General features: G+C 69.0%; 21 protein-coding genes. 12 read left to right on the top strand and 9 right to left on the bottom strand.

Annotated elements, in window-relative coordinates:
* Positions 1-67: 67 nt before the first annotated feature.
* The 3 genes from KF684_04540 to KF684_04530 are packed head-to-tail and all read right to left on the bottom strand — an operon-like array spanning position 68 to position 5794.
* Entirely contained in the window at positions 68-1285 is a 1218-nt protein-coding gene (locus KF684_04540) for a type II secretion system F family protein (protein MBX3352179.1), read from the bottom strand.
* A gap of 31 nt (positions 1286-1316) precedes the next feature.
* Complete coding sequence (locus tag KF684_04535) at positions 1317-2996, bottom strand: type II/IV secretion system protein (GenBank protein ID MBX3352178.1); 1680 nt, start codon at positions 2994-2996, stop codon at positions 1317-1319.
* Positions 2993-5794 carry a hypothetical protein gene (locus KF684_04530; GenBank protein ID MBX3352177.1) on the bottom strand — a complete coding sequence of 934 codons (2802 nt, stop codon included), beginning with the start codon at positions 5792-5794 and terminating at the stop codon, positions 2993-2995. Before KF684_04530 ends, KF684_04535 begins: the two co-directional genes overlap by 4 nt.
* Before the next feature lie 139 nt (positions 5795-5933).
* Between KF684_04530 and KF684_04525 the strand changes: the two genes are divergently transcribed.
* Complete coding sequence (locus tag KF684_04525; GenBank protein MBX3352176.1) at positions 5934-6983, top strand: ABC transporter substrate-binding protein; 1050 nt, start codon at positions 5934-5936, stop codon at positions 6981-6983.
* Positions 6984-7025: 42 nt separating this feature from the next.
* On the opposite strand, the gene KF684_04520 is transcribed toward KF684_04525, so the two are convergent.
* The 4 genes from KF684_04520 to KF684_04505 form a co-directional block, all read right to left on the bottom strand.
* A complete protein-coding gene (locus KF684_04520) occupies positions 7026-7595 on the bottom strand; it encodes a peptide chain release factor-like protein (GenBank protein ID MBX3352175.1) in 570 nt (189 codons plus the stop codon).
* A gap of 50 nt (positions 7596-7645) precedes the next feature.
* Positions 7646-8818, bottom strand: a complete 1173-nt coding sequence (gene tsaD, locus KF684_04515) for a tRNA (adenosine(37)-N6)-threonylcarbamoyltransferase complex transferase subunit TsaD (GenBank protein MBX3352174.1) — start codon at positions 8816-8818, stop codon at positions 7646-7648.
* 13 nt (positions 8819-8831) lie between these two features.
* Complete coding sequence (locus KF684_04510; GenBank protein ID MBX3352173.1) at positions 8832-10487, bottom strand: S41 family peptidase; 1656 nt, start codon at positions 10485-10487, stop codon at positions 8832-8834.
* 443 nt (positions 10488-10930) lie between these two features.
* The gene (locus KF684_04505) at positions 10931-11272 is read right to left on the bottom strand and encodes a FliM/FliN family flagellar motor switch protein (GenBank protein MBX3352172.1); all 342 of its coding nucleotides are present in this window, start codon (positions 11270-11272) and stop codon (positions 10931-10933) included.
* Between the two features lie 69 nt (positions 11273-11341).
* Between KF684_04505 and acpS the strand changes: the two genes are divergently transcribed.
* The 10 genes from acpS to KF684_04455 all read left to right on the top strand — a co-directional run bounded on the left by acpS (position 11342) and on the right by KF684_04455 (position 21665).
* A complete protein-coding gene (gene acpS, locus KF684_04500; protein ID MBX3352171.1) occupies positions 11342-11770 on the top strand; it encodes a holo-ACP synthase in 429 nt (142 codons plus the stop codon).
* Between the two features lie 54 nt (positions 11771-11824).
* Complete coding sequence (locus KF684_04495; protein ID MBX3352170.1) at positions 11825-12622, top strand: hypothetical protein; 798 nt, start codon at positions 11825-11827, stop codon at positions 12620-12622.
* 78 nt (positions 12623-12700) lie between these two features.
* Positions 12701-12871, top strand: coding sequence for a small basic protein (locus tag KF684_04490; protein MBX3352169.1), 171 nt, complete (start codon positions 12701-12703; stop codon positions 12869-12871).
* A gap of 108 nt (positions 12872-12979) precedes the next feature.
* Positions 12980-14179 (top strand): aminotransferase class I/II-fold pyridoxal phosphate-dependent enzyme, encoded by a 1200-nt coding sequence (locus tag KF684_04485; protein ID MBX3352168.1) that lies wholly within the window; start codon positions 12980-12982, stop codon positions 14177-14179.
* Between the two features lie 469 nt (positions 14180-14648).
* On the top strand, positions 14649-15695 hold the full coding sequence (locus tag KF684_04480; protein MBX3352167.1) for a redoxin domain-containing protein: 1047 nt from the start codon (positions 14649-14651) through the stop codon (positions 15693-15695).
* Positions 15696-15917: 222 nt separating this feature from the next.
* Complete coding sequence (locus KF684_04475; GenBank protein MBX3352166.1) at positions 15918-16931, top strand: IS110 family transposase; 1014 nt, start codon at positions 15918-15920, stop codon at positions 16929-16931.
* Between the two features lie 614 nt (positions 16932-17545).
* Complete coding sequence (gene gap, locus KF684_04470; GenBank protein ID MBX3352165.1) at positions 17546-18559, top strand: type I glyceraldehyde-3-phosphate dehydrogenase; 1014 nt, start codon at positions 17546-17548, stop codon at positions 18557-18559.
* A 583-nt stretch (positions 18560-19142) separates the two neighbouring features.
* The gene (locus tag KF684_04465) at positions 19143-20552 is read left to right on the top strand and encodes a serine/threonine protein kinase (GenBank protein ID MBX3352164.1); all 1410 of its coding nucleotides are present in this window, start codon (positions 19143-19145) and stop codon (positions 20550-20552) included.
* A 172-nt stretch (positions 20553-20724) separates the two neighbouring features.
* Entirely contained in the window at positions 20725-21372 is a 648-nt protein-coding gene (fsa, locus tag KF684_04460; GenBank protein ID MBX3352163.1) for a fructose-6-phosphate aldolase, read from the top strand.
* Positions 21369-21665: a hypothetical protein gene (locus KF684_04455; protein MBX3352162.1), complete on the top strand. Its 297-nt coding sequence runs from the start codon at positions 21369-21371 to the stop codon at positions 21663-21665. Before fsa ends, KF684_04455 begins: the two co-directional genes overlap by 4 nt.
* 46 nt (positions 21666-21711) lie before the next feature.
* Here the strand turns inward: KF684_04455 and KF684_04450 are convergent, their stop codons facing one another.
* Both KF684_04450 and KF684_04445 read right to left on the bottom strand, forming a co-directional pair.
* Positions 21712-22098: a VOC family protein gene (locus KF684_04450; protein MBX3352161.1), complete on the bottom strand. Its 387-nt coding sequence runs from the start codon at positions 22096-22098 to the stop codon at positions 21712-21714.
* A 13-nt stretch (positions 22099-22111) separates the two neighbouring features.
* Complete coding sequence (locus KF684_04445; protein ID MBX3352160.1) at positions 22112-22621, bottom strand: RidA family protein; 510 nt, start codon at positions 22619-22621, stop codon at positions 22112-22114.
* Positions 22622-23081: 460 nt separating this feature from the next.
* On the opposite strand from KF684_04445, the gene KF684_04440 reads away from it, so the two are divergent.
* Positions 23082-24260, top strand: coding sequence for a prepilin-type N-terminal cleavage/methylation domain-containing protein (locus tag KF684_04440; GenBank protein MBX3352159.1), 1179 nt, complete (start codon positions 23082-23084; stop codon positions 24258-24260).
* Positions 24261-24340 lie beyond the last annotated feature (80 nt).

Here is a 24340-nt window from a genome sequence, read left to right as displayed (position 1 = left end):
GAGGGGGAAACTCGCGCAACTCTATCGCTTCGACGGGCGCCCTCGCCCGCCGGTTCCCTCCCCGGGTTCACAGCTGGCTCCCGGCGCTGCCGCTGAGGGTGATGAGCGGGATCATGATCGCCAGCAGGAGCGCCCCGATGATCGCGAACATCACGACGATGATCGCCGGCTCCAGGAGCGCCAGAAGCCGGTCGGCGCGGGTGTCGACCTCTTCCGCCATGTCGCCGGCCAGAGAATCGAACGCCTCCTCCAGGTCGCCCCCTCGCTCCGCGGCGACCAGGAGGCGCCGGGTCGCCACCGGCAGGGCGGTCACCTCGTCCAGCAGCGTGCGCAGCAGCCCGCCCTCGACGAGCTTGCGACGCATCGTCTCGAGCTGCTCGCGCAGCTTCGGGTGCGCGATCGAGGGCGTCGTCGTCGCCAGCGCCTCGGCGATGGGCACGCCCGACTTGCTCATCGCGGCCATGACGGCGAAGAACCGCGTGCTCTCGATCGCCAGCTGCAGGTTCGCCACCGCCGGGAGAACCCGGATCGCGCGCAGGAACACCGCCAGAAGCTGGCGGCGCATCGCGACGCCCAGCACCACGGTGGTCAGCAGCGCGAGAATGATCCAGAAGATGTTCCCGCGGCACCACCCTCCGACGCTGAAGACAATCGCCGAGAACCAGGGGAGCGTCACGCCCGCTTCGCTCAGCGCGTCGCCGATGCGCGGGACCACCAGCGACAGCATCCCCAGCACCACCACCACGCTGATCGCCAGCACGACGACCGGGTAGATCAGCAGCGTGATCGCCTTGCGGCTGATCGCCAGACTCCGGCGCGCCGAGTCGGCCAGGCGCTCCGCGGCGCCGCCCAGGTCGCCGGCGCGCTCCGCGGCGCGGTACACCGCGATGGTCACCTCGTCGAACCCGCCGACCCGGCGGCAGGCGTCGGCGAAGCTCGCTCCGCTCGTCACCTGCTCGCGGATCTTGTCGACGCGCGTCTTCGTGGCCGGTTTGACGACGGTCGCGACGACCTCCATGGCTTCGATCAGCGGCACGCCGCGGGGCAGCAGCGTGGAGAGCTGGTCGTTCATCGCCATCGCGTCCGAGGTCGGGATGGTGAGCGACTCGCTGGTCTGGGCCCATCTGGGCAGCTTCCAGGCGCGCAGCAGCAGGAGCTGCTCCTTGCGCAGGATCTCCGACAGGACGGGCTCGTTCGGCGCGGCGCGCACCCCCATCTTGCGCGCGCCCATGGGCGTGGCGGCGACGAAGAAGAACGGGTTGGGAGTCGCGCTCGGGGCGGCCATGGGTCTCGTCTCGTTCGGTCCGGCGCGTCGGTCAGTCGAGCACGCGACGGATCTCTTCCTCGGTCGTCAGTCCCTGTCGGACCTTGAGCATCGCGTCGTCGCGCATCGGCTTGAAGCCCTGCGCGAGGGCGACCTCGCGGATGGTGACGGCGTCGGCGCTCTTGGCGGTCGCGGCGCGCAGCTCGTCGGTCATGGTCATGATCTCATAGACAGCGACGCGCCCGGAATAGCCCGTCCCCAGGCACTTCTCGCAGCGCACGCCCCCGATGCGCCCCGTCCCGACGCACGCCTTGCAGACGCGCCGGAGCAGTCGCTGCGCCATCACCGCGAGCAGCGACGAGTTGATCATGTAGGGCTCGACGCCGATGTCCTCGAGGCGCGAGATCGCGCTGGGGGCGTCGTTGGTGTGCAGCGTCGCCAGCACCAGGTGGCCCGTGAGCGACGCCTGGATCGCGAGCTGCGCCGTCTCGGCGTCGCGGATCTCACCCACCAGGATCACGTCGGGGTCCTGACGCAGAAGGGAGCGCAGCCCGGCGGCGAAGGTCACGCCGCGCTTGGGGTTCACCTGCATCTGGCTGACGTTCTCGAGGTGGTACTCGACCGGGTCCTCGATGGTCATGACATTGCGGCTGGTGCGGTCGATCCGCTCGAGCGCCGAATAGAGCGAGGTCGTCTTGCCGCTGCCGGTGGGGCCGGTGACCAGGATCATCCCGTTCGGCCGGTTGACCAGCGAGAGGAAGCCCTGCTGCATCTCCTCGGTCATGCCGACGGCGCCCAGCGTGAGCTGCGTCTGGCTCTGGTCGAGGAGTCGCAGGACGATGCGCTCGCCGTAGATCGTGGGGATGCACGACACGCGGATGTCGATCTTGCGCGAGCCGACGCGCACCATCGTCTGCCCGTCCTGGGGCGAGTGGCGGTTGGCGATGTCGAGCTCGGCCATGACCTTGATACGCGACGAGATCGCCGGCCCGAGCGAGGGGGGGGGCGTGAACGCGTCGATCAGCATGCCGTCGACGCGGAAGCGGATGAGCAGCTTCCCGTCGAGGGGGTGGATGTGGATGTCGCTCGCGCGCCGGCGCAGCGCCTCGAAGAGGATCATGTTGACGAGCCGGATCACCGGCGTCTGGCGCGCGAGCTGGAGGAGGTCGGTCCCGCTGCCGATGCTGCCGGCGGCCTTCTGCAGCGCGTTCTCGTCGAGGGGGATGTCCTCGACGATCTCGGTCACGAGGTCCTGCTTCTGCTCGTAGCCGCGGTTGATCAGGTTCGCGACCTGCGCGCGAGGCGAGAGCACGATCGTGATGGGCATGCCCAGCATGCGCTCGACGGCGGCGAAGACCGCCGGCTGCATGGGCTGCGAGGTCACGACGGTCATGGTCTTGCCGTCGGTGTGCAGGCCGGCGATCTGGTGCTGACGCGCGACATCCGCCGGGACCTTCTCGAAGAAGGCGGTCGACGAGGGGTGCGAGAGGGGCTCGCTGTCGAAGGGCAGCGCGCAGCGGTTGGCGATGGCCTGCAGCGCGCCGTGCTCGTCCATGCCCATGGTGGAGAGGAGCGCGTCCCAGGGCTCTTCGTCAGCGCCGGGGACGGACGCGAGGGCGCGCAGGTGCTCGTCGCGCACCTGCATCGCGCCGTAGAGCCCGGTGTGTGCGCGCGCCGGGGGCGTTGCGCCCGGGTCGCTGGGGCTGGCGAGGTTGGTGGGGGTGTCGCTCACCGCTCGCCGGGCTCCTTCTCTTTGACGATCACCACGCTGCCCATGGGGCGCGGGCGATCGCTCGGCTCGTCGCGGCGCGCCGGCGCCGAGACCGCGGCGGGGGCGAGGGGCGTGAGCGGCGCCGGGGGCGTGACGACGGCGGGGGTCTGGTCCTCGATCGGGTCGAGCGCCGGGGGCTCGGCGTCGGGGCGGAGCAGCAGCGTGGCGCCGCTGGTGGGCATCATCACGGGCTCGAGTTCGGGGAGGTCCTCGAGCAGGTCGACGCGCTCCATCGGCCCGCGCGTCAGCAGGCGCAGGTCGGCGAAGGTCGGGTCTCGCACGATGCGCGGCGTGATGAAGACATAGATCGTCGCTTGCGTCTTGCTGTCGACCGTGCTCTTGAAGAACTCGCCCAGGATCGGGATGTCGCCCAGGAAGGGGACCTTCTGGACGGTCTTGCTGTTGCGCTCGCGGACCAGGCCGCCCACGACCATGGTGGCGTCGGAGGGCAGGGTGACCACGCCGTTGTAGTTTTCGGTCTGCTTCGGGGGCTGGAGCCCGTTGCCGCCTGCGCCGTCGAAGTCCGACAGTTCGAGGTCGTAGATCAGGTTGAGCATGCCGGCGTCGGAGATCTGCGGCGTGACCTTGAGCTTGGTGCCGGCGTTGGCGGTGCCTCCCTGGGAGGTGATCGTCGTGTTCGAGTTCTGCGAGGTCTCGGCGAAGGGCACCTCGCGCTCGCTGATGACGTTGGCCTCTTCGTTGTCGTTCACCAGAACGCGCGGGCTGCTGACGATGCGCGTGTCGCCGACTTCCTGGAAGGCGTTGATGACGAAGGGGATGTAATCGGATCGGATGATGGCGCTGGTCAGCCCGCGCAGGTTGGGGTTGACGACGCGCGGGTCGGTGGCCGTACCGCCCTGCGGCGCGCTCGTCAGGCCGAAGTTCGTGAACAGCACGCTCTGCCCGGGCGTGAACTGCGACTCGATCGCGAAGCGGAAGTCGTCGTTCGCGGTGACGGAGACGATCTGGACCTCGATGTAGACCTGGGGACGGCGCTGGTCGAGTTGCTCGACGATCTTGGCGATCTCGCGCTGCTGGCGCGAAGGGGCGCGCACCGCGATCTGATTTCGCGCGACGTCGGGCTGGATCGTGATGTCCATCGTGGGCGTCAGCGCGTTGCCGATGTCGCCCTCGCCCCCGGAGGGCGTGTCGAAGCCCAGTTCGGACGGCGCGGGGATCGTCGGGCGCCCGGCGCGCGTGCCCGTCCCGGACTGCGGCAGGAAGGGCGAGGTCCCGCTCTGCGAGGCCGGGTCCTGGATGATCGCGTTGAGCAGTTCGGCGACCTGCTCGGCGTTCGCGTGGCGGAGCTTGTAGAACTCCACGACGACGCGCGCGCCGCGCGCCTGCTCGGCGAAGGCGTTCACGAGGTCCTGCACCTTGCGGTGCTGCGCCTCGGTGCCGAAGTAGACGAACGCCTCCATGTTGTCTTCGAGCACGAAGCGCGGGCCGCTCTGCGTGCGACCGCCCTGCTGCGACCCGGCCTGCTGCCCGGTGAACTGCTGCTGGCCCTGGAACTGCTGCGAGCCGAACTGGCGCGAGCCCGAAACCCCCGAGCCGATCGTGCGCACCGGGCCCAGGCCCTCGTCCTCGCCGAACTGCGCGATCTGCATCGCGGCAGGACCGACCGCGTAGCGGTTCGCGATCAGGCGGCTGGGCGTGTCGACGACGGAGATAATCTCGATCAGCGACGCGGCTTCGGACTCAGACCCGCGGAAGATGAGCGAGTTGCTGGCCGGGTCGATGAACAGCCGGTCGGGGAGACTGCTGAGCGAGCCGCCAGCGCCCGGGACCTGCTGCGCGCCGCGCTGGGCGCCCTCGCCAAGGGGCTGCGTGGGCGTGCGCAGCGAGCCGCTCTGCCCGCCGGCGCCGCGCAGGGTGAGGACCTTCTCTCGCGCCACCTCGGCGCTGAGATGCATCAGCTCGAAGCGGTGGAGCGACATCCTGTCGCGCTCCCCGAGGACGGCGTTGATCACGTCCTCGACGGCGCGGATGTTGCGGGGCGAGTCGGTGATGACCAGCACGCCCAGCTCGTCGATGAAGGACACGCGCCCGGCGCCCGCGCCGCCGCCGGCAGCGCCGCCCAGAGCCTTCGTGATCGCGTCCTGCAGCGAGCTCGGGCGGACCATCGGCGTCGTGATGACGCGCGTGGTCGCCAGCTCGTCGCGCCCGAACGCCGCCGCGATCTCGCCCTTGGGCTTGATCACGAACCAGCCCGGCCGGTCGGCGGTGATCGCGTACCCGCGCTGCTCGACGAACATCGAGAGCAGACTCAGCAACTCGTCGCGACGCACCTCGAGCGGGCCGTTGAAGAGCACGGACTGCCCCTCGAGACCCGGGTCGGAGAAGATGTTCACCTTGAGCTGGTCGGCGACCCAGTCCACGAACGCGACGATCGACACCGGCTCGGAGGACTTGCTGATACGGATGAGGTCATCGGGGGCGACGACCGGGGTCGCGGCACGCTCGGGGACGACCGGCTGCTGGGCCCGGGCCGCGTCGGCCTGCGTGGGCTGCGCGGCGGGGGCCTGCTGCTGGTCCTGGGGGCGGACCGCGCCCCAGCCCCGACGCAGCCATCCGGCGCCCTCGCGCTCCTGCTCGGCTGGCTGGCGCTCCTGCTGGGCGAGCGCCAGTGGCGACGCCGCGACGCTCAGCCCCAGCGAGCAGGTCAGCGCCAGGCCGAACGCTCGCCCGGCGGCACGCGACAGCGACGCGCAGGGCGGGCGGAGACTCGTCGTTTCTTCGTGATGCGTGCTGGTCAAGGCAGCGGCCTCTCGGAGGTGATACTGGCGCGTCGGGATCGCCGGCGCTGTCGCCGGGGGGGAGCCGTCCACAGGATTTCGTGCGCAGGGCGAGGGTAGTGCGCTGATGTGGCTCGTGTCGTCGCTAGCATCCGGAACGATGCGAGTCGCCAGTCTGCTGCCCTCGGCCACTGAGACGCTCTCTTTCGTGGGCGGTTCCGATCTTCTCGTCGGTCGCTCGCACGAGTGCGATTTCCCCGTGGGGCTGGATCACCTCCCGATCCTCACCGCCCAGATCGTCGACTTCCACCAGTCCGGAGGATCGTCAGGGGTGGACCAGGCCGTCCGCCGCGCACTTTCTGCCTGCGCGTCACAGACCGACCACCCCTCCGGCTTGCCATCCGGGGGTGGGGGTCTCCCCGAATCCGACGACGGCTGGATCGCCCAGGGCGGGCTCTACAAACTCAACGCCCGGCTGCTGCGCGACCTGCGCCCCGATGTCATCCTCACACAGGATCTCTGCGAGGTCTGCTCGATCGACCTGAACACCGTTCAGGCCGTCGCCGCGACGATGGACCCCGTCCCGACGATCGTCTCGCTCAACCCGACGACCTTCGAGCATGTGCTCGACGACTGCTACCGTGTCGCCGACGCCGTGGGGCTGTCGGCGCAGGGCGAGGAGCGCGTGGCTCGGCTGCGCGAGCGCTATTTCCGGGCCGCGAACTTCGTGAACCCGTTCACGCAGGGCCCGCGCGTCGTGTTCCTCGAGTGGACCGACCCGGTGTTCATCGGCGGGCACTGGACGCCGCAACTCATCGAGCGCGCCGGCGCGAGCCACCCGCTGAACCCGACCGTCGCGATGGAAGGCGCCGGCGCAGGCGAGGGCCAGCAGGCCGCGTTCCGCGTCGCGGGGAAATCGATCCGCGTGCCGACAGACGCGATCGAAGCGATCCGCCCCGAGGTCATCATCGTGTGCCCGTGCGGGCTCGACCTGAACACGGTGCGCGAAGAGACAGCGAAGATCGCGCGCGAGCCCTGGTTCGCGAACACGCCCGCGGCGCGCAGCGGGCGCGTCGCGCTCGTCGACGGCAACCAGATGTTCAACCGCCCCGGCCCGCGCCTGGTCGACGCGTTCGAGTTTCTCGTTGGATACCTCAACGACATCCCCTCGCTGATCCCGGAGGGGTTCCCGTGGGAGCGGTGGGGGTGAGGGCGCTCCCTCGTGGCACGGCTGCGCCGTACCACGCCACCCTTAATGAAGCCCGTGCAGCCCGCGCTTCGCGCGCTCTTCGTTCAGGCGCACCATCGCCGTCGGCTCGTCCTTCAGCAGTTTGATCAACTGGCTGGGCGTGACTTCCAGGCGCAGGCCGGCGTCCTTGGGCTCCCAGTTGCTGGCGGCGAGCACATCCATCGCCTCGGCCAGCATCGCCGGGAAATCGCGGTGCTCGGGGTTCAGCGCGATCTTCCCGTCTTTCACGCGGCTCTTCCACAGCGCCGAGCGCGGGTCGCCCAGGGGCACGCGCGTGCGGAACTCCACCGCGATGCGCACTCGCAGGCGGAACAGCGCGACGCGCTTGTTCTCGACCACGCTCCGGCGCTCCGCGGCCTTGGCGTGGATGCCGGTGGGGCTGTGCGTGAGCACGACCGCCGTCTCGACCTTGTTGCGGTGCTGGCCCCCGGGCCCGCCGGTTTTCTGGCGGTCGAAGACGCACTGCGACAGGATGGTGTCGTCGTCGAGCGACGACGGGTGCGGGCCCGCCGCGGCCTCCAACTCGTTGAGAGGCCCGAACACCTTCTCCACCCAGTCGCGTTCGCCCTTCATGCGGTCCGTCTCGTCATGTCATTCCTTGTCGGCATGATCGGTCACGGTCATCATCGCGCCGCGGTCGGGGCGGCGGCGAGCGATAAATCGTCGGTTTCCCCGGCGAGAAGCCGGTGATGCGCCAGTGCCGCGATCATCGCGGCGTTGTCCATGCAGTACTTCATCTTCGGCACGCGCAGCGCCAGCCCGCGCCGCTTCGCCAGCGCCTGCGCCTCGTCGCGCAGGCGCGAGTTCGCCGACACCCCGCCCCCGATCACGATCGAGCGGCAAGAGTCTTTCCCCCCTCCCGCTCGCGGGAGCGGGCAGGGGGAGGGTCTTTCTCCCGCCCCCTCTCCCCTCTGGGGAGAGGGCCGGGGTGAGGGGTCTTCTTCCGGCCCCCGGAACGAATCCATCGCCCGCTCCATCTTGAGGATCACGGCGCGCACCGCCGCGCGCTGGAAACTCGCGCAGATATCCGCTTTCTCTTGCTCGTTCAGGTCGTCGCTGGTGCGCTCGAAGCGCATCTGCCCCTGCGCGTCGCGCGCCGGCTGGCCGCGCACGGTGTAGAGGACAGCGGTCTTGAGCCCGCTGAAGGAGAAGTCGAGGGACTCGGGCGCGAGCCGGCTGACCGGGAAGTCGTGCGCGCGGTCGTCGCCGCGCTGCGCGAGGGCGTCGACCGAGGGGCCTCCCGGCTGTGGGAGCCCGAGCATCGCGGCGCACTTGTCGTAGGCCTCGCCGATGGCGTCGTCGATGGTGGAGCCGAGGCGCGTGATCTCGAGGGGCGAGTCGACGCGGTAGAGCGTGGTGTGCCCGCCGCTGACGACCAAACCCAGCGCGGGATACTCGGTGAGCGCGTCCGGCTCGTCCTCACTGTCGCGCAGGTCAGCGGCGACGAGGTGCGCGTGGACATGGTCCACGCCGATCAGCGCCTTCCCGCTCGCCCACGCGAGGGCCTTCGCCGCCGCGACGCCCACGACGAGCGAACCGATGAGCCCGGGCCGGTTGCCGACGGCGACGGCGTCGAGGTCGTTCATCGTGACGCCCGCGTCGCGCAGCGCGCTGCGTACGACGGGCGCGATGCGTTCGAGGTGCGCGCGGCTGGCGATCTCGGGCACGACGCCGCCGTATTCCTCGTGGAGTTCGTACTGCGACGCGACGACATTGGACAGCACGAGTGACCCGTCGCGGACCACGCTCGCGGCGGTCTCGTCGCAACTGGTCTCGATCCCGAGAATGAGCGTCACGCGCCGCCGCGGCTCATTCGCCGTCCTTCTTCACGGGCTCGACGGGGGCGTCGAACAGCCAGCGGTTGAGGTCGTTGCCGGTGATGCGCAGCGTGGTGATCTTCTTGCCCTGCGCGTCGAAGATGTCGATCGCGCCGCCTTCGAGTTCGGCGCCCTCGGGGACCACGCGCCTGGTGGCGGCGGCTTCGCCCGCGCCCTCGCCCGCGGCGGCGCCGAGCGTCGCGCTCTGGCGGTCCAGACGCGCGAGTTCGCGCAGCAGGCGCTCGCGGTACTCGTTGTTGCGGCGGAGTTCCTCGGTCGCGAGCGTGCCGTCGTCGCCCTGCTGGCCGGTGGGCTTCCACGCGCCGGTGTCGATCTTGATCTGCAGGGCCTCGACGGCGGCCGCGAGTTGCTTGTCCTTCAGGCGCTCGAGGATCCACGCCGGGTCGGACCAGCGGTCCTCGGCGTTCCCGTTATTCCCCACGCGGATGATCTCCGACTCGCGCCGGAGGCGGGTCATCTCGCGCCACTCGTCGTCGGTCATGGGGACGAAGAAGCCCTCGGTCGGGTCGACGCCCCACTCGGTGGAGTCGTCCTTGCGATGGAGACTGCGCCCGCTGGGGAGGTAGTAGTACTTCTCGGTGAGTTTGAGGTGCCCGGCGCCGCTGGGCAGGGGGATGACCTCCTGCACCGAGCCCTTGCCGAAGCTGCGCTCGCCCACGACGATGGCGCGCCCGTTGTCGGAGAGCGCGCCTGCGACGATCTCGCTGGCCGACGCGCTGTTGCGGTTGATCAGCACGACCATCGGGAAGTCGGGCAGCGTGCCCTGGCGGCGCGCCACGGCGCGCTGCTCCGAGTAGGAGCGCCCCTTCGTCGAAACGATCACGCCCTCGGTGAGGAACAGGTCGGAGATCTCGATCGCGGCGCCAAGCAGCCCGCCGGGGTTGAAGCGCAGGTCGAGCACCAGCCCGTTCAGGCCCTCTTTCGTCAGCCCGCGCAGCGTGTCGGCGAGGTCGCGCGACGACGCCATGCTGAACTGCGTCAGCCGGAGGTACGCGATCTTGCGCGTGGGGTCGATGAAGAAGTCCCAGCCGTCGCCGGCGTAGCGCACGCCCTTGACGGTGGGGGTCTCGATCTTCTGGCGCACGATGGTGAGGTCGAAGGTCTCGCCCGATCGGTCGACGGTGATGGTGACCGGGGTGTTGGGCTCACCGGTGAGGCGCGCGATGCACTCGGTGAGGGAGAGGTCGCAGGTGCTCTCGCCGTTGATGGCCTTGATGCGGTCTTCGGGCATGAGCCCGGCCTTGAAGGCGGGGGAGTCTTCGAGCGGGCTGGCGATGACGAGCCAGCAGTCCTGCATGCGGACCTCGGCGCCGATGCCGACATACGTGCCGCGGGTGTTCTTGTCGAACTCGGCGACCATGGCGGCGGGGATGAATTCGCTGTAGCGGTCGCCGAGCGCCTGGATCATGGCGTCGAGGGCGGCGCGCTGCATGGCCTCCATGTCGGGCTCGTCGACAAAGCGCGAGGCGATGAGGGACTGGACATCGACGATGGGGTCGAACCACTTGTAGCGGTCGCCGGCCTGGCGCGGCGCGTCGGCCGCCCCGGCGAGGGCGCCGACCACCACCGCCGCCCCCATGCCCAGAAACCCGCCGATTGCTCCCGCCGCGATGTGCCGTGCGCTCATGCGATGCAGTCTCCTCGCGGGTCGCGTCGTGCGCCCGCCGGGAGATCGTACGGACAAAGTGGGCAAGGGGATCGGGACCCGGGCAAGAGGGATTCAGCGCGGGTGGGGAGAGGGTGGGGGTGGCGTGGTACGGCGAAGCCGTGCCATGTCGGGAGAAGAGATTCACCGCAGAGGGCGCAGAGGACGCGGAGGGTGGAGAGTCGGGCTGCGGTCTGGTCCCCCCTCGCGGGAGGTGGCAGGGCGCGGGCGGACTGGCAACTGTCCACCTTCGGAAGAGCCTCGCCTAGCCCGTCCCACGAGCGGGAGGGGGACCGGGGTGTGCTTCAGTGTGTTGACTGAATTCCTCGGCCTGCGTGCGCACAGCCGTGGCGCCCGCTGCGCGTGCACCACGCCACCCGGTGTTCTTTGCTTGTGCCTTGTGCCCTGTGCCCCGTGCCTACTTCTTACTGCCCTGCGAGCAGCGCTTCGGCGAGGGCCGCGGCCTCGTCGTCGGAGGCGGGTTCCTCGGACTTGGGCTTGGGGGCGCCCAGCGCCTTGATGCGCTCGGCGAGGGGGCCGATGAACGCGATCTTGATGCCGAAGTTCTCGCCGACCTTCACCGCGACGCCGGTGCCGATGGTCTTGTTGTTGACGAGCAGTTCCAGCTCGTCCTCCGCCGGCTTGGGGAGCTCGATGATCGCGCCGGGGGCGAGCGAGATCACCTCGCCCACCGACATCTGGCGCTTGCCGATCTCGACGATCACCGGCACCTCGAGCTTCAGGATGGACTTCAGTTCCGAGGGCATCGCCCTGTTCTATCGGGAGAAACGGGGCGCGGCCTGCAGGCGACGGGGCGTCGACCGTAGGATCGGGGCGTGTTTGATCCTGTATCCAAGGGAACGTGGGTGGTTGGTCATGGCGTCGATCTCGCCGAGGTCGCTCGGATCGAGCGCGCCGTGGGCGCACACGCGGACCGCTTCCTGGAGCGCGTCTTCACGCCCGGGGAGCGCGCGTACGCCGACGCGTCGGGCAAGCGCCGGTTCGAGCGCCTCGCGGCCCGGTTCGCGGCGAAAGAGGCGGCGTTCAAGGCCGTCGGAACCGGCTGGCGAAGCGGGATCGCGTGGACCGACGCCGAGGTGGTGGTGGAGCCGAGCGGGCGTCCGACGCTGGTGGTGACCGGGGAACTGGACCGCTTCGCGCGTCAGGCCTGCCGCGATGCGGGGGGATCTGAGCCGGTGTGGGCTGTCTCGCTGAGCCACACCGGCGTTGTGGCGATCGCATCGGCGATTCTGATGACCCGGTGAGATCGTCCCCGGAAGCGGTTTGCTAAGCGGGGCAGAGAACCGATAATCCCAGACATGGCGCGGAAACGACGAGGACCGACGTTGCTGGAACTGATCCGCGAGCCCCCGAGCGGGGGCTCGTTCCGGATGACCTCCGGCGGTGCGCCCTCGCGATCGTCGGCGCCCAGCGATCCCGGGGGCGGCCCCGGGTGGTGGCAGATGGGCGCACGCACGGTCCGCCTGCCGGTGGGGTACCTCTTTGTCGCGGCGGGCCTGGCGCTCGCGCTGACCGTCGTGGGGTACTTCATCGGGTACAAGCGCGCCGAGCAGGACGCTCGCGCCCAGCGCGCCCGCGAGGGGCAGGCGCTCGTGGATTCCTCGCTCGACCCGCTGAATGTCGGGTCGGGGGGGGCGCCGCTCGCGCAGACCTCGCAGACGCAGCCCGTGGTCGGATCACCCAGCGGCACGCGCACACCCACCCAGACCCAGCAGCCGACGGGGGGCGCGCCGCCGACAGGCGGGTCTTCGGCGCCCTCGGGCACGCCCCCGGGCGTGCGCCCCAGCGACCTCGAGCGCGACCCGCGCGTCTCGGGCCTGAACTACCTGATCATCGCCCGGCTCGGGCCCGACGAGGCGCGCAAGGCCGCGGCCTATCTCCAGGCCAACGGCGTCGATGTCGCCGTCGTCCCCACCGGGAGCGATCGCTTCCGGGAGGTCATCGCGACCCGCGGCTTCCCGGCGGGCGAGGTCACCGGCCCCGAACGCCAGCGCCTGGAGTCCCGGATCAAGGAACTGGGGCGCCTGTATCGCCTCCAGGAGCGCGGGCCGACCGATTTCAGCGACATGTACCCCCGGCGCTTCTCGGGACGCTGACGCCCCCGGACCCGCGGCCTACTATCCCGGCTCTCAGGGCGGGCGTCCCTGGGCTACGACACCGTTTGGAGTTAGGCGATGAGTCTCCACCGCAGTCTCAAGACATCCGGCAGCCTGGCGCAGCACCGCAATGTTCTCACTCGCGACGAGCGCATCGCTCGTCTCAAGGAGACCAAGGGCTTCGACCCCAAGACCAAGCCCGTTCTCGGTCTGCTGAAGACCGCGAACCGCAAGGGCAAGGTCGGCTAAGGCCGCCCGCGCCGACACCGGCGCGCCCAACCAACGAACTCCGTGCGCCCGCGATCCCATCGCGGGCGTTGTTCTTCCAGCGCATCGCAAGGAGCGTCCCCCGTGGACCTGCAGGCAATCATCAGCGATCGGGCGAAGGGCGTCGACGCGTCGGGCATCCGGCGCGTGTTCGAACTGGGCGCGAAACTCAAGGACCCGATCAACCTCTCGATCGGCCAGCCCGACTTCCCGGTGCCCGACGCGATCAAGCGGGCCGCGATCGACGCGATCGAGCAGGACCGCAACGGGTACACCCTCACCCAGGGCATCCCGGCGCTGCTCGAGAAGATCCGCGACGACGCGCACGCCCATCTGGGCTGGCCCGCGCAGACCTCGCCCGGTTCCGCCGCGATGGTCGCCGACGGCTTCGGCGCGATGGTCACCGCCGGCACGAGCGGCGGGCTCATGCTCGCGTCGATGGCGATGCTCGACCCGGGCGACGAGTACATCGTTCCCGACCCCTATTTCGTGCTCTATCCCAACATGGGCAAGCTCCTCGGCGCCAAGCCCGTGTTCTGCGACACCTACCCCGATTTCAAGATGACGGCGCAGCGCGTCGAGCCGCTGATCACGAAGAAGACCAAGTTCGTCCTCTCCTGCTCGCCCGGCAACCCCACCGGCGTCACCATGACCCAGCAGGAATGCGACGACCTCGCCGAGCTGTGCGCGCGCAGGGGCGTGGTGCTCATCAGCGACGAGATCTACGACAGTTTCGTGTTCCCCGAGGTGGGATCGACGGAGCTGCCCGGACGCGCGCCCAGCGCGGCGCGCGTGACCGAGCGCGTCGCGAAGCCCTGGGAGAGCGTGCTCGTCGTGCGCGGTTTCGGGAAGAACTACGGCGCCACGGGCTGGCGCATGGGCTATGTCATGGGCCCGTCGGCGCTCGTCGAGCAGATGGCGAAGATGCAGCAGTACACCTATGTGTGCGCGCCGAGCATGGCGCAGTGGGGCTGCGTCGCCGCGTTCGGGGCCGACATCAGCGCCGTGCTGCGCGGCTATGTGCGCCGGCGCGACACCGTCGTCAAGGCGCTGGGCGATCTGACCGAACTCGCGATCCCCTCCGGCGCGTTCTACGCGTTCGTGAAGGTCCCGCCCTCGCTGGGCATGACGGCGACGCAGTTCGTCGAGAAGGCGATCGAGCGGCGCGTGCTCATCATCCCCGGCGGGGTGTTCAGCAGGCGCGACACGCACTTCCGCCTGTCCTTCGCGGCGCCCGAAGCGAAACTCCAGGAAGGTCTCGCGATCCTCGCCGAACTCATGCGCGGATAAGAGATTCACCGCAGAGGACGCAGAGGGCGCAGAGAAGAGATGGTGGGGGGGTGGCGTGGTACGGCCACAGGCCGTGCCACGGGCGCGCAGAAGCGATTCATCACCGAGAACGCGGAGGGCGCGAAGGAAGAAGAAGCGGGGGATTCTCCCCCTTCTCCCACCGGGAGAAGGTGTCTCGCGCAGTGAGACGGATGAGGGCTACCCCAACTCCCGGCTTCCCTCCCCAACCTCTGCCTTCTCTCTCTCTCTCTCTCTCTCTCTCTCTCTCTCTCCGGTGCCACCACACGAAGTGTGGTGCTACCCCCTTCTCCCGCCTTCCCTCCCCAACTCTCTCTCATTCCGTCCCCCCTCCCGCTCGCGCGAGGGGGCAGGGGGAGGGTCTTCACGACCCACTTTGCGGACTACCACCCTAAACTCCGCATGGAAGAGAAGCCGCCCCTCTGCGCGGCCAACGAGGAGACTCCCGCCCATGCGTCATCTGCCCGCCGCCGTCGCGCTCTGCGCGTTCGCCACCGCCTCCGCGCTCGTCGCCCAAGACGCGCCCCGCCCGATGCCTTTCCCCCAGGTCGTCAACCTGCCCCTGCTCTGGCCGGGCGAGGCGACCATCAACACCGAACTCTCCGACGGCGTGAACGAGATCAAGAAGGGCGATGTCCTCAAGGTCCACTCCCTCGAGCCCCAGGGCGTCGTCGTCGTCATGCCCGACGGCGAGCTGATGATGCTCCAGCACGACTGGACCGATGTCGGCGCGCGTGCCGCCACGATCGCGCAGAAACTCCCCGAGGACATGCGCCGGCTCACCGTCGCCGACCTCGCCAAGCGCGACGACCTGTTCCCCGAGCGCCTCGCCGTCACCACGGTCATTGATTTCACCGACGGGCGCTCCGTCCCCGTCGGGACCGAGTTCGTCCCCGGGCGCATCGTCGCGGTCCGCGGCGGCGCCACCATGTTCGGCATCCACGCCGACATGCCCGAGAGCGGCGAGATCCAGCGCACCTACTTCGATATCTCCTACACCGACTTCGTCGACCGCATCCGCGACACCGTGCTCAACCACCCCGAGAAGATCGGCACGCGGTTCACCGGCGCGATGAAGGGCAACCTCGTCAACGCCGCCGGCGAGCCGGTCGAACTCAGCGAAACCGCCGAGTATTTCCTCGTCTTCCACGGCGCCGGCTGGTGCGGGTGGTGCAAGCGCATCATGCCCGATGTCATGAAGTTCTACGAAGAGAACGCCGCCCAGCGCGACCGCTTCGAGATCATCTATGTCAGCGCCGACAAGAGCAAGGGCGAGATGCTCGCCTACATGCAGGACGCCAAGATGCCCTGGCCCGCCCTCGCCTACGACAAGCGCGAGCAGACAGCCCCCGTCATCGCGATGACCGACGGCGGCACGCCCCACATGCTCCTGGTCGCGCGCGACGGGCGACTCCTCCACCACGGCGAACCCATCGGCGCGAAGGGCGCGACGGCGGTCATGCAGGCGCTGAAGCGGGAATTGGCGAAGAAGAAGTAAGAGAAGGCACAGGGCACAGGGCACGAGGCATTCGGGAGAAAGGCAGCAGGGAAGAGGGAGCAGGCAGTGGGTTTGTCCCCTCTCTTCTCTGCCCCCTCTCCTGTTCGGCGCAGCCGAATGGGAGAGGGCCGGGGTGATGGCATGAAAGCCCGTTGCTCCCGAGTCGTGGGGCGGTGTACACCGTCCCTGTGTGACAACGACTCACCGAAAGGAGCAACGGACATGGAGAAGACCTCAGTGTATGTGGGACTGGACTATCACCAGTCGTTCATCCGTGTGTGCGTGGTCGACGCCGCCGGCCGCGCCCTGTACAACCGGCCCTGCGGCAACCACTGGCGTGAGGTGGTCGAGGCCGTCTCGGGACGCGGGGCGGTGGCCGGCGTGGCCATCGAGGCCTGCTGCGGCGCAGCCGACCTGGCCGACGAGCTCGTCGAGCACGCCGGCTGGAGCGTGGCCCTGGCGCACCCGGGCTATGTCGCACGCATGAAGCAGAGCCCCGACAAGAGCGACATGGCCGACGCACGCGTGCTCGCCGAGCTCACCCGCGTGGGCTGGCTCCCGCGTGTCTGGCTCGCGCCCGCCCCGATCCGCGAGCTGCGTCGGCTCGTGGGGCTGCGTCAGACCCTGATCGATCAGCGACGCGCCGCGAGGCTCCGTCTGCGCGCGTTGCTCCGCGACCTGCGCCGGCGACCCGCGGGCGTGCGGACGCGTCCCTGGTCCCGCGCCTGGCTGGCGTGGGTCGACACGCTGGACCTGGACGACGCGTCGCGTCTGGTGCTCGACGAGTGTCTTGCTCAGATCGCCTTCTTCACTCAGCGGCTGACGCGTGTCGAGCACGCGTTGGAGGGGCGCACCCACAACGACCCGGTCGTGCGTCGCCTGCGTGAGATGCCCGGCGTGGGCCCGGTCACCGCGTGGGTGCTGCGCGCCCATGTCGGACGCTTCGACCGATTCCGCAGCGGCAAGCAGCTCGCGCGGTTCTGCAGCCTGTGCCCGCGCAACGCCTCCAGCGGCGATCGCGTGGCCGACTCGGGCCTGATCCGCGCCGGCGACCCGACGCTGCGCTCCACGCTCATCGAGCTGGGCCATCGGCTCGTCCGCTGCGACCAACGCTGGGGATCCCTGGCCGCGCGTCTGCGTCGGGCGGGCAAGCACCCCTGCGTGATCGCCGCCGCCGTGGCCAACCGCTTCGTGCGCTGGCTCCACCACCAGATGCAGGAGCCCACCATGACCTGACGCCCCAGGAAGAACCCGCGACGCAACGACCCGACCGACAACGGACATCGCACGCCGGGCCCGCGCTGTGCGCGGCGAGCTCGAGAGCCCTCTGGGCCAGACGCTCGTCGGGTGATAGGGCAGCCGCGCACGCCGCTCGGAAGCGCCACCATGGGCAAGGGCTCACGCCCGACGCTCGGATAGATGAATGGGCCCCGGCGACGCGATCTCCCCTTGACACGCAACGGGCTTTCATAGATGAGGGCTACCCGTCCTCCGGGCTTCCCTCTTCTTTCTCTGCCTTTTCTCCCTCTCTACTCCGGTGCCCCGGGGCATTCCTGACCCGGGCTCTTCCCCTACCACGCCTCGATCGAGCGCATGGGCTCGTTTCGCACGACCAAACCTCGCTTGACCATGCCACCCGCTGATGAAAGTGAACACAACCACTGGCAAGCTTCGCTTGCCAGTGCCACCCTGACCTCCCGTGGCACGGCCTTTGGCCGTACCACGCCACCCCGTCTCTCCCCCCCTCCGCGGTGAACCTCCCTCCAGGGTGGAGTTTCCCCCCCCGACCCTCTAGCGTGACGCTCGCAGCACTACCCGCGGCGGTCCGCCGCGAGACGGAGAGAACTTCGATGGCGATCCGCGTCGGCATCAACGGGTTCGGCCGCATCGGTCGACTGGTCTATCGCATCGCGCACCAGCAGGGGATCGAGGTCGTCGCGATCAACGACCTGGTGCCCTCGGACAACCTCTCGTACCTCCTCAAGTACGACACCGTCCACGGGCGCTTCAAGGCCCAGGTCTCCCACGACGAGAACAACATCATCGTCGACGGCAAGAAGACCAAGTGCCTCAGCATGAAGGACCCCGCCCAGCTCGGCTGGGGCGACATGGGCGTCGACTATGTGCTCGAGTCCACCGGCCTCTTCACCGACTTCGACGGCGCCAGCAAGCACCTCCAGGCCGGCGCCAAGCGCGTCGTCATCTCGGCGCCCACCAAGAGCGACGACAAGATCAAGACCTACGCCTACAAGGTCAACCACGAGCAGTACGACCCGTCCAAAGAGAAGATCATCAGCAACGCCAGTTGCACCACCAACTGCCTCGCGCCCATCGCCAAGGTTATCCACGACCTCTGCGGCATCGAGAGCGGGCTGATGAGCACCATCCACGCCGTCACCGCGACCCAACCCACGCAGGACGGCCCCTCGCGCAAGGACCTGCGCGGCGGGCGCAACGGCTACATGAACATCATCCCGGCCAGCACCGGCGCCGCCAAGGCGGTCGGGCTCTGCCTGCCCCCCCTCAAGGGCAAACTCACCGGCATGTCGTTCCGCGTGCCGACGGCCGATGTCTCGTGCGTCGACCTGACCTTCCGCCCCGAGCGCGCGACGAGTCTGGCTGAGGTGAAGAAGGCGATGAAGGCCGCGGCGGACGGCCCGATGAAGGGCGTGCTCGCGTACACCGAAGAGCCGGTGGTGAGCAGCGACTTCATCGGCGACCCGCACAGCAGCATCTTCGACGCCGACGCGTGCATCGAACTCAACGACCGCTTCCTGAAAGTCGTGTCGTGGTACGACAACGAGTTCGGCTACGCGTCGCGCTGCGTGGACATGCTGAAGTTCCTGGCGTCGCGCGAGGGCTGACCGCTCGCGCGAGATCGGGCGAAGTGCCGCGATGACTTCCTGACCCCGGCCGGACGGACCGGGGTTTTTTCGTGCGCCCAAGGGGGCGCCAGAACCTATCAAAGAGCAAACATGGTGGATAACTTGTCGCCCGGCGACGCGCAGGAATCGCCGGAGTGTGAGGGATCGTTCAGACCGGCTGATTGCCCCGTTTGACACCCCCGGGGGGGATCCACCGGCGCGGCGGGGGCGTATCGGTGTGCGTCCCTTCGCCGGGCGGAGCCCGGTTCGCCCCGTGGTTTTGCGAGCATCGCCGAGTGGACTCGCGCGACTCGCAAGCCGGATGAGCAGAGAGCCGATGAAGCCCCAGACACCGGTCCGTGCCGCAGACGACTCGCCCGTTCGTGCGAACGGCGACGCTCGGGTCAACGGGACGCTGAACGGACGCGCCGGCGCACAACCCGAGGCGTTGACACCCCATGGGGGGTCCAATAGTCTGCCCCGCCTCGCGAACGGAGCCGATGCGCACTCGGCGTCGCGAGCCGACGCTCCGGCGCGACTGCACTCCCCCCCGGCGCGATCGAACGAACCAAGCACGAGCCAGATGGCCGAGCGACCGACACAACCCGACGACAAGCCCCTGCGCATGGCGGGAGAGCCGAAGGCGCCCTCGTCGACGAGCGCGCCGAGCGGCGCGGGCATGTCGCGCGCGCCCGGCGCGAGCGCCGAGGCGAGCCGATCCGGTTCGGGCTCCGCGGGCGCCGGCGGCTCCGACAGCATCCTCGCGCGTCTCGTGGTCGAGCAGAACTTCGCGACCTCCGACGAGGTGAAGGCCGCCCAGCGCGAGCACCTCGCGGCGATCCAGGCCAAGGTCGCCGCCGGCGAGCCCGAGCCCGCGAAGACCTCGCTGGGCACGATCCTCGTCGCGAAGCAGATCATCACGGCGCGCCAGCTCGACCGCCTGCGCGCGCAGGTCGACGCCGAGCGCAGCGGGCAGGCGATCCCCGGGTACTCGATCCTGGGCAAGCTGGGCGCCGGCGCGATGGCGACGGTGTTCAAGGCGCGCCAGCTCTCGCTCGACCGTCTCGTCGCGATCAAGGTGCTGCCGCGCAAGTTCTCGAGCAACCCCGACTTCATCGACCGCTTCTACGCCGAGGGGCGAGCGGCGGCGCAGCTGAACCACCCCAACATCGTGCAGGCGTACGACGTCGGCAAGGCCGGCGAATTCCACTACTTCGTCATGGAGTACGTGGAAGGCGCGACGGTTTACGACCAGATCGTGCAGCGCAAACGCTTCACCGAGGCCGACGCGCTCGACATCATCATCCAGGTCGCCGAGGCGCTCGAGCACGCCCACGCGAAGGGCCTCATCCACCGCGATGTGAAGCCCAAGAACGTGATGATCTCGAAGGAAGGCGTGGTCAAACTCGCCGACATGGGCCTGGCCCGCGCGATCTCTGATCGTGAAGCCGCCGAGGCGGAAGCCGGCAAGGCCTTCGGCACGCCCTACTACATCTCGCCCGAGCAGGTGCGAGGCGAGGTGCACGTCGACCAGCGCGCCGACATCTACTCGCTCGGCGCGACGCTTTACCACATGCTCACCGGTCGCGTGCCCTTCGAGGGCAAGGACCCAAGCGACGTGATGCGCGCGCACCTCAGGTCGCCGCTGACCTCGCCCGACCACATCAACCCGCGACTGACCCCGGACGTCAGCGAGGTCATCGAGATGATGATGGCCAAGCGCCCCGAGGACCGCTACCAGAACGTCAGCGACCTGCTGACCGACCTGAAGGCGGTCCGCAAGGGCGACAAGCCGGTCCACGCGCACAAGGTGCTCTCGGGCGCGCCCGAGACGCTCTCGGCGGTGCTCCAGCAGGTGCAGATGGCCGAGTCGGAGATCCAGCGCGACAAGACCCGCGCGCCCTCGCCCTTCTCGCACCCGGTCGTGCAGGTCATCCTGCTCGTCGCCCTCGCGAGCATCGCGCTCAACATCGTGCTGCTGGTCACTTCCTGACAGCGGAAGGCAGCGGGGAACAGGGAGCGGGGAGCAGGGGGGGACAGCCATACTCTCGAAGGAGTCGGACGCCGGGCGCGGTGAATCCGCGCCGCGAGCGAGGTAGGATCACGCCGGCGCGATCGTTCGCGCCCAGCCCCCCGCACGCCGACCGAGCCGGAGCCCGCCACCGATGGAACTCTACATCGACACCGCCAACCTCGATGAGATCAAAGAGGCCCACTCCATGGGCGTCCTCGACGGCGTGACGACCAACCCCTCGCTCATCGCGAAGGAGAAGATCGACTACGGCAAGCGCCTCGCCGAGATCTGCGAGCTCGTCGAGGGCCCGGTCTCCGCCGAGGTCATCGCCACCGAGTTCAAGGCGATGGTCAAGGAAGGCCTCGAGCGCGCGAAGATCGCCGAGAACATCGTCGTGAAGCTCCCCAGCACCGTCGACGGGCTGAAGGCCTGCAAGCACCTGACCGACGAGGGCATCCCGACGAACATGACGCTGTGCTTCCAGCCGATGCAGGCGATGCTCGTCGCCAAGGCCGGCGCGTTCCTCGTGTCGCCCTTCATCGGGCGCCTCGATGACATCTCCGAGGACGGCATGGACCTCATCGCGCGCATCCGCGCGATCTACGACAACTTCGGCTTCGACACCAAGATCCTCGCCGCCTCGATCCGCAGCCCCAAGCACGTCGTCGAGTGCGCGCTGGCGGGCGCCGATGTCGCCACGATCCCCTTCTCGGTCATCAAGCAGTTGATGAGCCACCCGCTCACCGATTCCGGCCTCGAGAAGTTCCTCGCCGACTACAAGAAGGCGTTCGGCGGGTGAAGTCGCCACAGGAACAAAAGAAGGACGACTTCCTGTTCATGCTCGGCTGGATGGTCGTGCAGGCCGGGATGCTCATCGACGATGTCGAAGCGGGCGTGCTCGAACTCGACCGCGACGCGGAGCACATCGCCGCGATGATGGGGTTCATTCAGGAAAAACTGAACTACGCGTGGCACATCCGCAGCCACGACGGTCGCCTCGAGCCCGACAACCCGAAGTACGACGCACTGGGCGACCTGATCCCGCGCTGGCACCCCGAGCACCGGCTGATCGACCCGTTCGGCAAGGCGTGAGCGGTCTTTCCCGGCTCCCCACTCCCTTTTCCCTGCTCCCTTCCCCTCACGGCTGATACAGCGCGCACGCCGCCCCGCCCGGGTCGCGGATGACGCAGTAGCGCGACGGGCCCATCGACTTCACCGGCGTGAGCGCTTTGCCTCCCAGCGCCTCGACCTCGCGCAGACTCGCGTCGATGTCCTCGACCAGGAAGTACACCATCCACACCGGGGGCAGGTCGGCGTTGGCCCCTCGCGCGTGGCAGACGCCCCCGACGGGCTTCTCTCCCCCAAGAGGCGGCATCATGACAAAGTCGCTGTAGCCGCCCATGTCGAGCGGGTGGCTCTTCCAGCCCAGCACGCGCTCGTAGAACGCGCGCACCTCGTCGGCGTTGGGGACCGTCAGGTCCATCCAGCCGGCGGTTCCGAAGCTCGGCGCAGGGGTCTCGCTCATGGCGTGGTCCTTCTCACTGTGGGGGGCGACGGATCTCGAAGAGGAACTCGATCTCGACCGGCGAGTTGAGCGGCAGGGCGATCGACCCCACCGCCGCGCGCACGTGACGCCCCGCATCGCCGAAGACTTCGATGAGCAGTTCGCTGGCGGCGTTGGCGATCCGGGGCTGGTCGGGGAAGCCCGGCTCGCACGCGACCCAGCACCCCACGCGCACCACGCTGGCGATCGCGTCGACGCCGCCCTCGTTCATCAGGAACGCGTGGGCGGCGGCGAGCCCGTTGATCGCGCAGCGCCGGGCGCAGGACAGGGCCTCGTCGACGCTGACCTGCCCGGGGACGGCGCCCTGGGCGAGCAGCTTCCCGTCCAGCAGAGGGATCTGTCCGGAGATGTAGAGCAGGTCGCCCACGCGCCGGGCCGGGACGTACGCCGCCACCGGGCGGGCCGGGGAGGCGAGCGATATCCCCAGATCCGCCAAGCGCTTGGAAGGCAGGACGGCAAGGGGCGGCTGGGGCAGTTGCGTCATGAGGCGTTCCGTGCGTCGGCAGTGGGGGGTGGGTGACCGGGATTGGCGAGACGCGGGTCGAAATTCCCGAAACCAGCGGGGTTGACCTGCGTACCGTTTGCTGTAGCGTATCGCTACGACATCCCGAACGGTGCGGGCAGGCCCAGATTACCACACACCATGCCCTGATTGACGACGGCTTTCGCCGTTGACTGATTCCAGGGCCGACACGCACCACGACATCCCGAAGCTCGCGATCTGAATCAAAGTGCGAGCGATCCCGAACGAGCACGGCGTCGACGCGATCGCGTCCCAGCGCCGGGAGGGCTTCGTCGGAGCGTGTGAATCCGAATCGTGCGCATGGACTGCGTCCATCGAATCGGATCGGCCTTGGTTGTTCCCCGTTATTGGGTTTTTTTCAGTCGTCGGCGAGCGGTGCATCGTGCATCGAACTCGCCCCAGTCACTCAGGAGATTCGCACATGAACACGTTTGCCCAGAAGACCAAGAGGGCGGCGGGCTTCACGCTGATCGAGCTGCTGGTGGTCGTTTCGATCATCGCGCTGCTCATCGGCATCCTGCTCCCGGCGCTCGGTCGCGCTCGCAAGCAGGCCCAGCAGCTCACCTGCGGCACGCAGGTCCGCGAAATGCAGCGCGGCCTCATCAACTTCGCCCAGGACAACAACGAGAACTACCCCATCCCCTCGACCCTCGACCGCCTCAACAACACCGAGAACATCGGCGGCACCGCCGGTCAGCCCTCGACCAACGTCAACCTCTCCCAGCAGATCAAGAACCGCTCCGGGGCGATCATGTCGATCCTCATCTTCGAGGGTCAGGTCGTCCCCCAGATGGCTGTCACCCCCGCTGAGGTCGACGGCGCCATCCGTCCCGACAGCAACTTCCAGACCGGCCAGCCCGGCATCGCCGCCAACCCCGCCCTCGCGCTGTGGGACCCCGCTTTCGTCGGCACCCGCGACCAGCAGGACGGCATGTGGCAGCTCCCCAACTCCGGCCAGATCGGCCAGGGCACCCGTAAGGACGACATCACCACCGCCGGCGCCGGCTCCAACTTCTCCTACGCCCACACCCCGGTCATGAGCGGCCAGCGCCTCAACTACTGGCGCTCCAGCTTCAGCGCCAGCGAGATCGTCATCGGCAACCGCGGCCCCGTCTACATCGAGTCCACCACCAGCGGCGGCGGCTCCGGCCAGCGCCTCAGCCAGACCTGGCAGCTCATCGGCACCCCGGCCAGCGGCGGCAGCGCCGGCGCCAACCCCCTCGCTCTCATGGGCTTCCAGTCCCCGACCCTGCTGATCCACGGCGGCAAGCGCGAGTGGGCCGGCAACCTCGGCTACAACGACAACCACGTCGAGTTCTCCAACTCCCCGACCCCCCAGAACGTCCGCATCTCCTACCTCGGCGGCTCCAGCGGCACTGAGGAGCAGGTCCCGGACAACGTCTTCTTCGACGAGCAGTGGGAAGTCAACGAGGGCGCCCTCACCCCCTCCGGCCGCTCCAACGTCTACCTGCGTCAGTGGGCCCAGAGCGTCGGCCAGGGCAACCTCGGCACCATCCAGAGCTCCGGCCAGTTCCCCGGCGACTGGCAGGGCAACGCCCCCACCTGGGACGGCAAGACCTCCTGGGGCTTCGGCAACTAAGCCCGCCTATCACACTGTCTGACAACCGTCTGACAATTCACGGGCCGCTCGCCAACGCGGGCGGCCCGTCTTCATTTCCC

The sequence above is a fragment of the Phycisphaeraceae bacterium genome (assembly GCA_019636675.1).
Taxonomy (GTDB): domain Bacteria; phylum Planctomycetota; class Phycisphaerae; order Phycisphaerales; family UBA1924; genus JAHBXC01.
This window is presented reverse-complemented; position numbering and strand designations above follow the sequence as displayed.

Bases quoted from the DNA above. Each gene is read 5' to 3' on its own strand.
- fsa (MBX3352163.1), top strand. From the start codon at position 20,725: ATGGAACTCTACATCGACACCGCCAACCTCGATGAGATCAAAGAGGCC.
- KF684_04495 (MBX3352170.1), top strand. From the start codon at position 11,825: ATGGCGCGGAAACGACGAGGACCGACGTTGCTGGAACTGATCCGCGAG.
- KF684_04475 (MBX3352166.1), top strand. From the start codon at position 15,918: ATGGAGAAGACCTCAGTGTATGTGGGACTGGACTATCACCAGTCGTTC.
- gap (MBX3352165.1), top strand. From the start codon at position 17,546: ATGGCGATCCGCGTCGGCATCAACGGGTTCGGCCGCATCGGTCGACTG.
- KF684_04520 (MBX3352175.1), bottom strand. From the start codon at position 7,595: ATGAAGGGCGAACGCGACTGGGTGGAGAAGGTGTTCGGGCCTCTCAAC.
- KF684_04510 (MBX3352173.1), bottom strand. From the start codon at position 10,487: ATGAGCGCACGGCACATCGCGGCGGGAGCAATCGGCGGGTTTCTGGGC.
- KF684_04505 (MBX3352172.1), bottom strand. From the start codon at position 11,272: ATGCCCTCGGAACTGAAGTCCATCCTGAAGCTCGAGGTGCCGGTGATC.
- KF684_04440 (MBX3352159.1), top strand. From the start codon at position 23,082: ATGAACACGTTTGCCCAGAAGACCAAGAGGGCGGCGGGCTTCACGCTG.
- KF684_04490 (MBX3352169.1), top strand. From the start codon at position 12,701: ATGAGTCTCCACCGCAGTCTCAAGACATCCGGCAGCCTGGCGCAGCAC.
- KF684_04480 (MBX3352167.1), top strand. From the start codon at position 14,649: ATGCGTCATCTGCCCGCCGCCGTCGCGCTCTGCGCGTTCGCCACCGCC.
- KF684_04525 (MBX3352176.1), top strand. From the start codon at position 5,934: ATGCGAGTCGCCAGTCTGCTGCCCTCGGCCACTGAGACGCTCTCTTTC.
- KF684_04465 (MBX3352164.1), top strand. From the start codon at position 19,143: ATGGCCGAGCGACCGACACAACCCGACGACAAGCCCCTGCGCATGGCG.
- KF684_04445 (MBX3352160.1), bottom strand. From the start codon at position 22,621: ATGACGCAACTGCCCCAGCCGCCCCTTGCCGTCCTGCCTTCCAAGCGC.
- KF684_04450 (MBX3352161.1), bottom strand. From the start codon at position 22,098: ATGAGCGAGACCCCTGCGCCGAGCTTCGGAACCGCCGGCTGGATGGAC.
- KF684_04540 (MBX3352179.1), bottom strand. From the start codon at position 1,285: ATGGCCGCCCCGAGCGCGACTCCCAACCCGTTCTTCTTCGTCGCCGCC.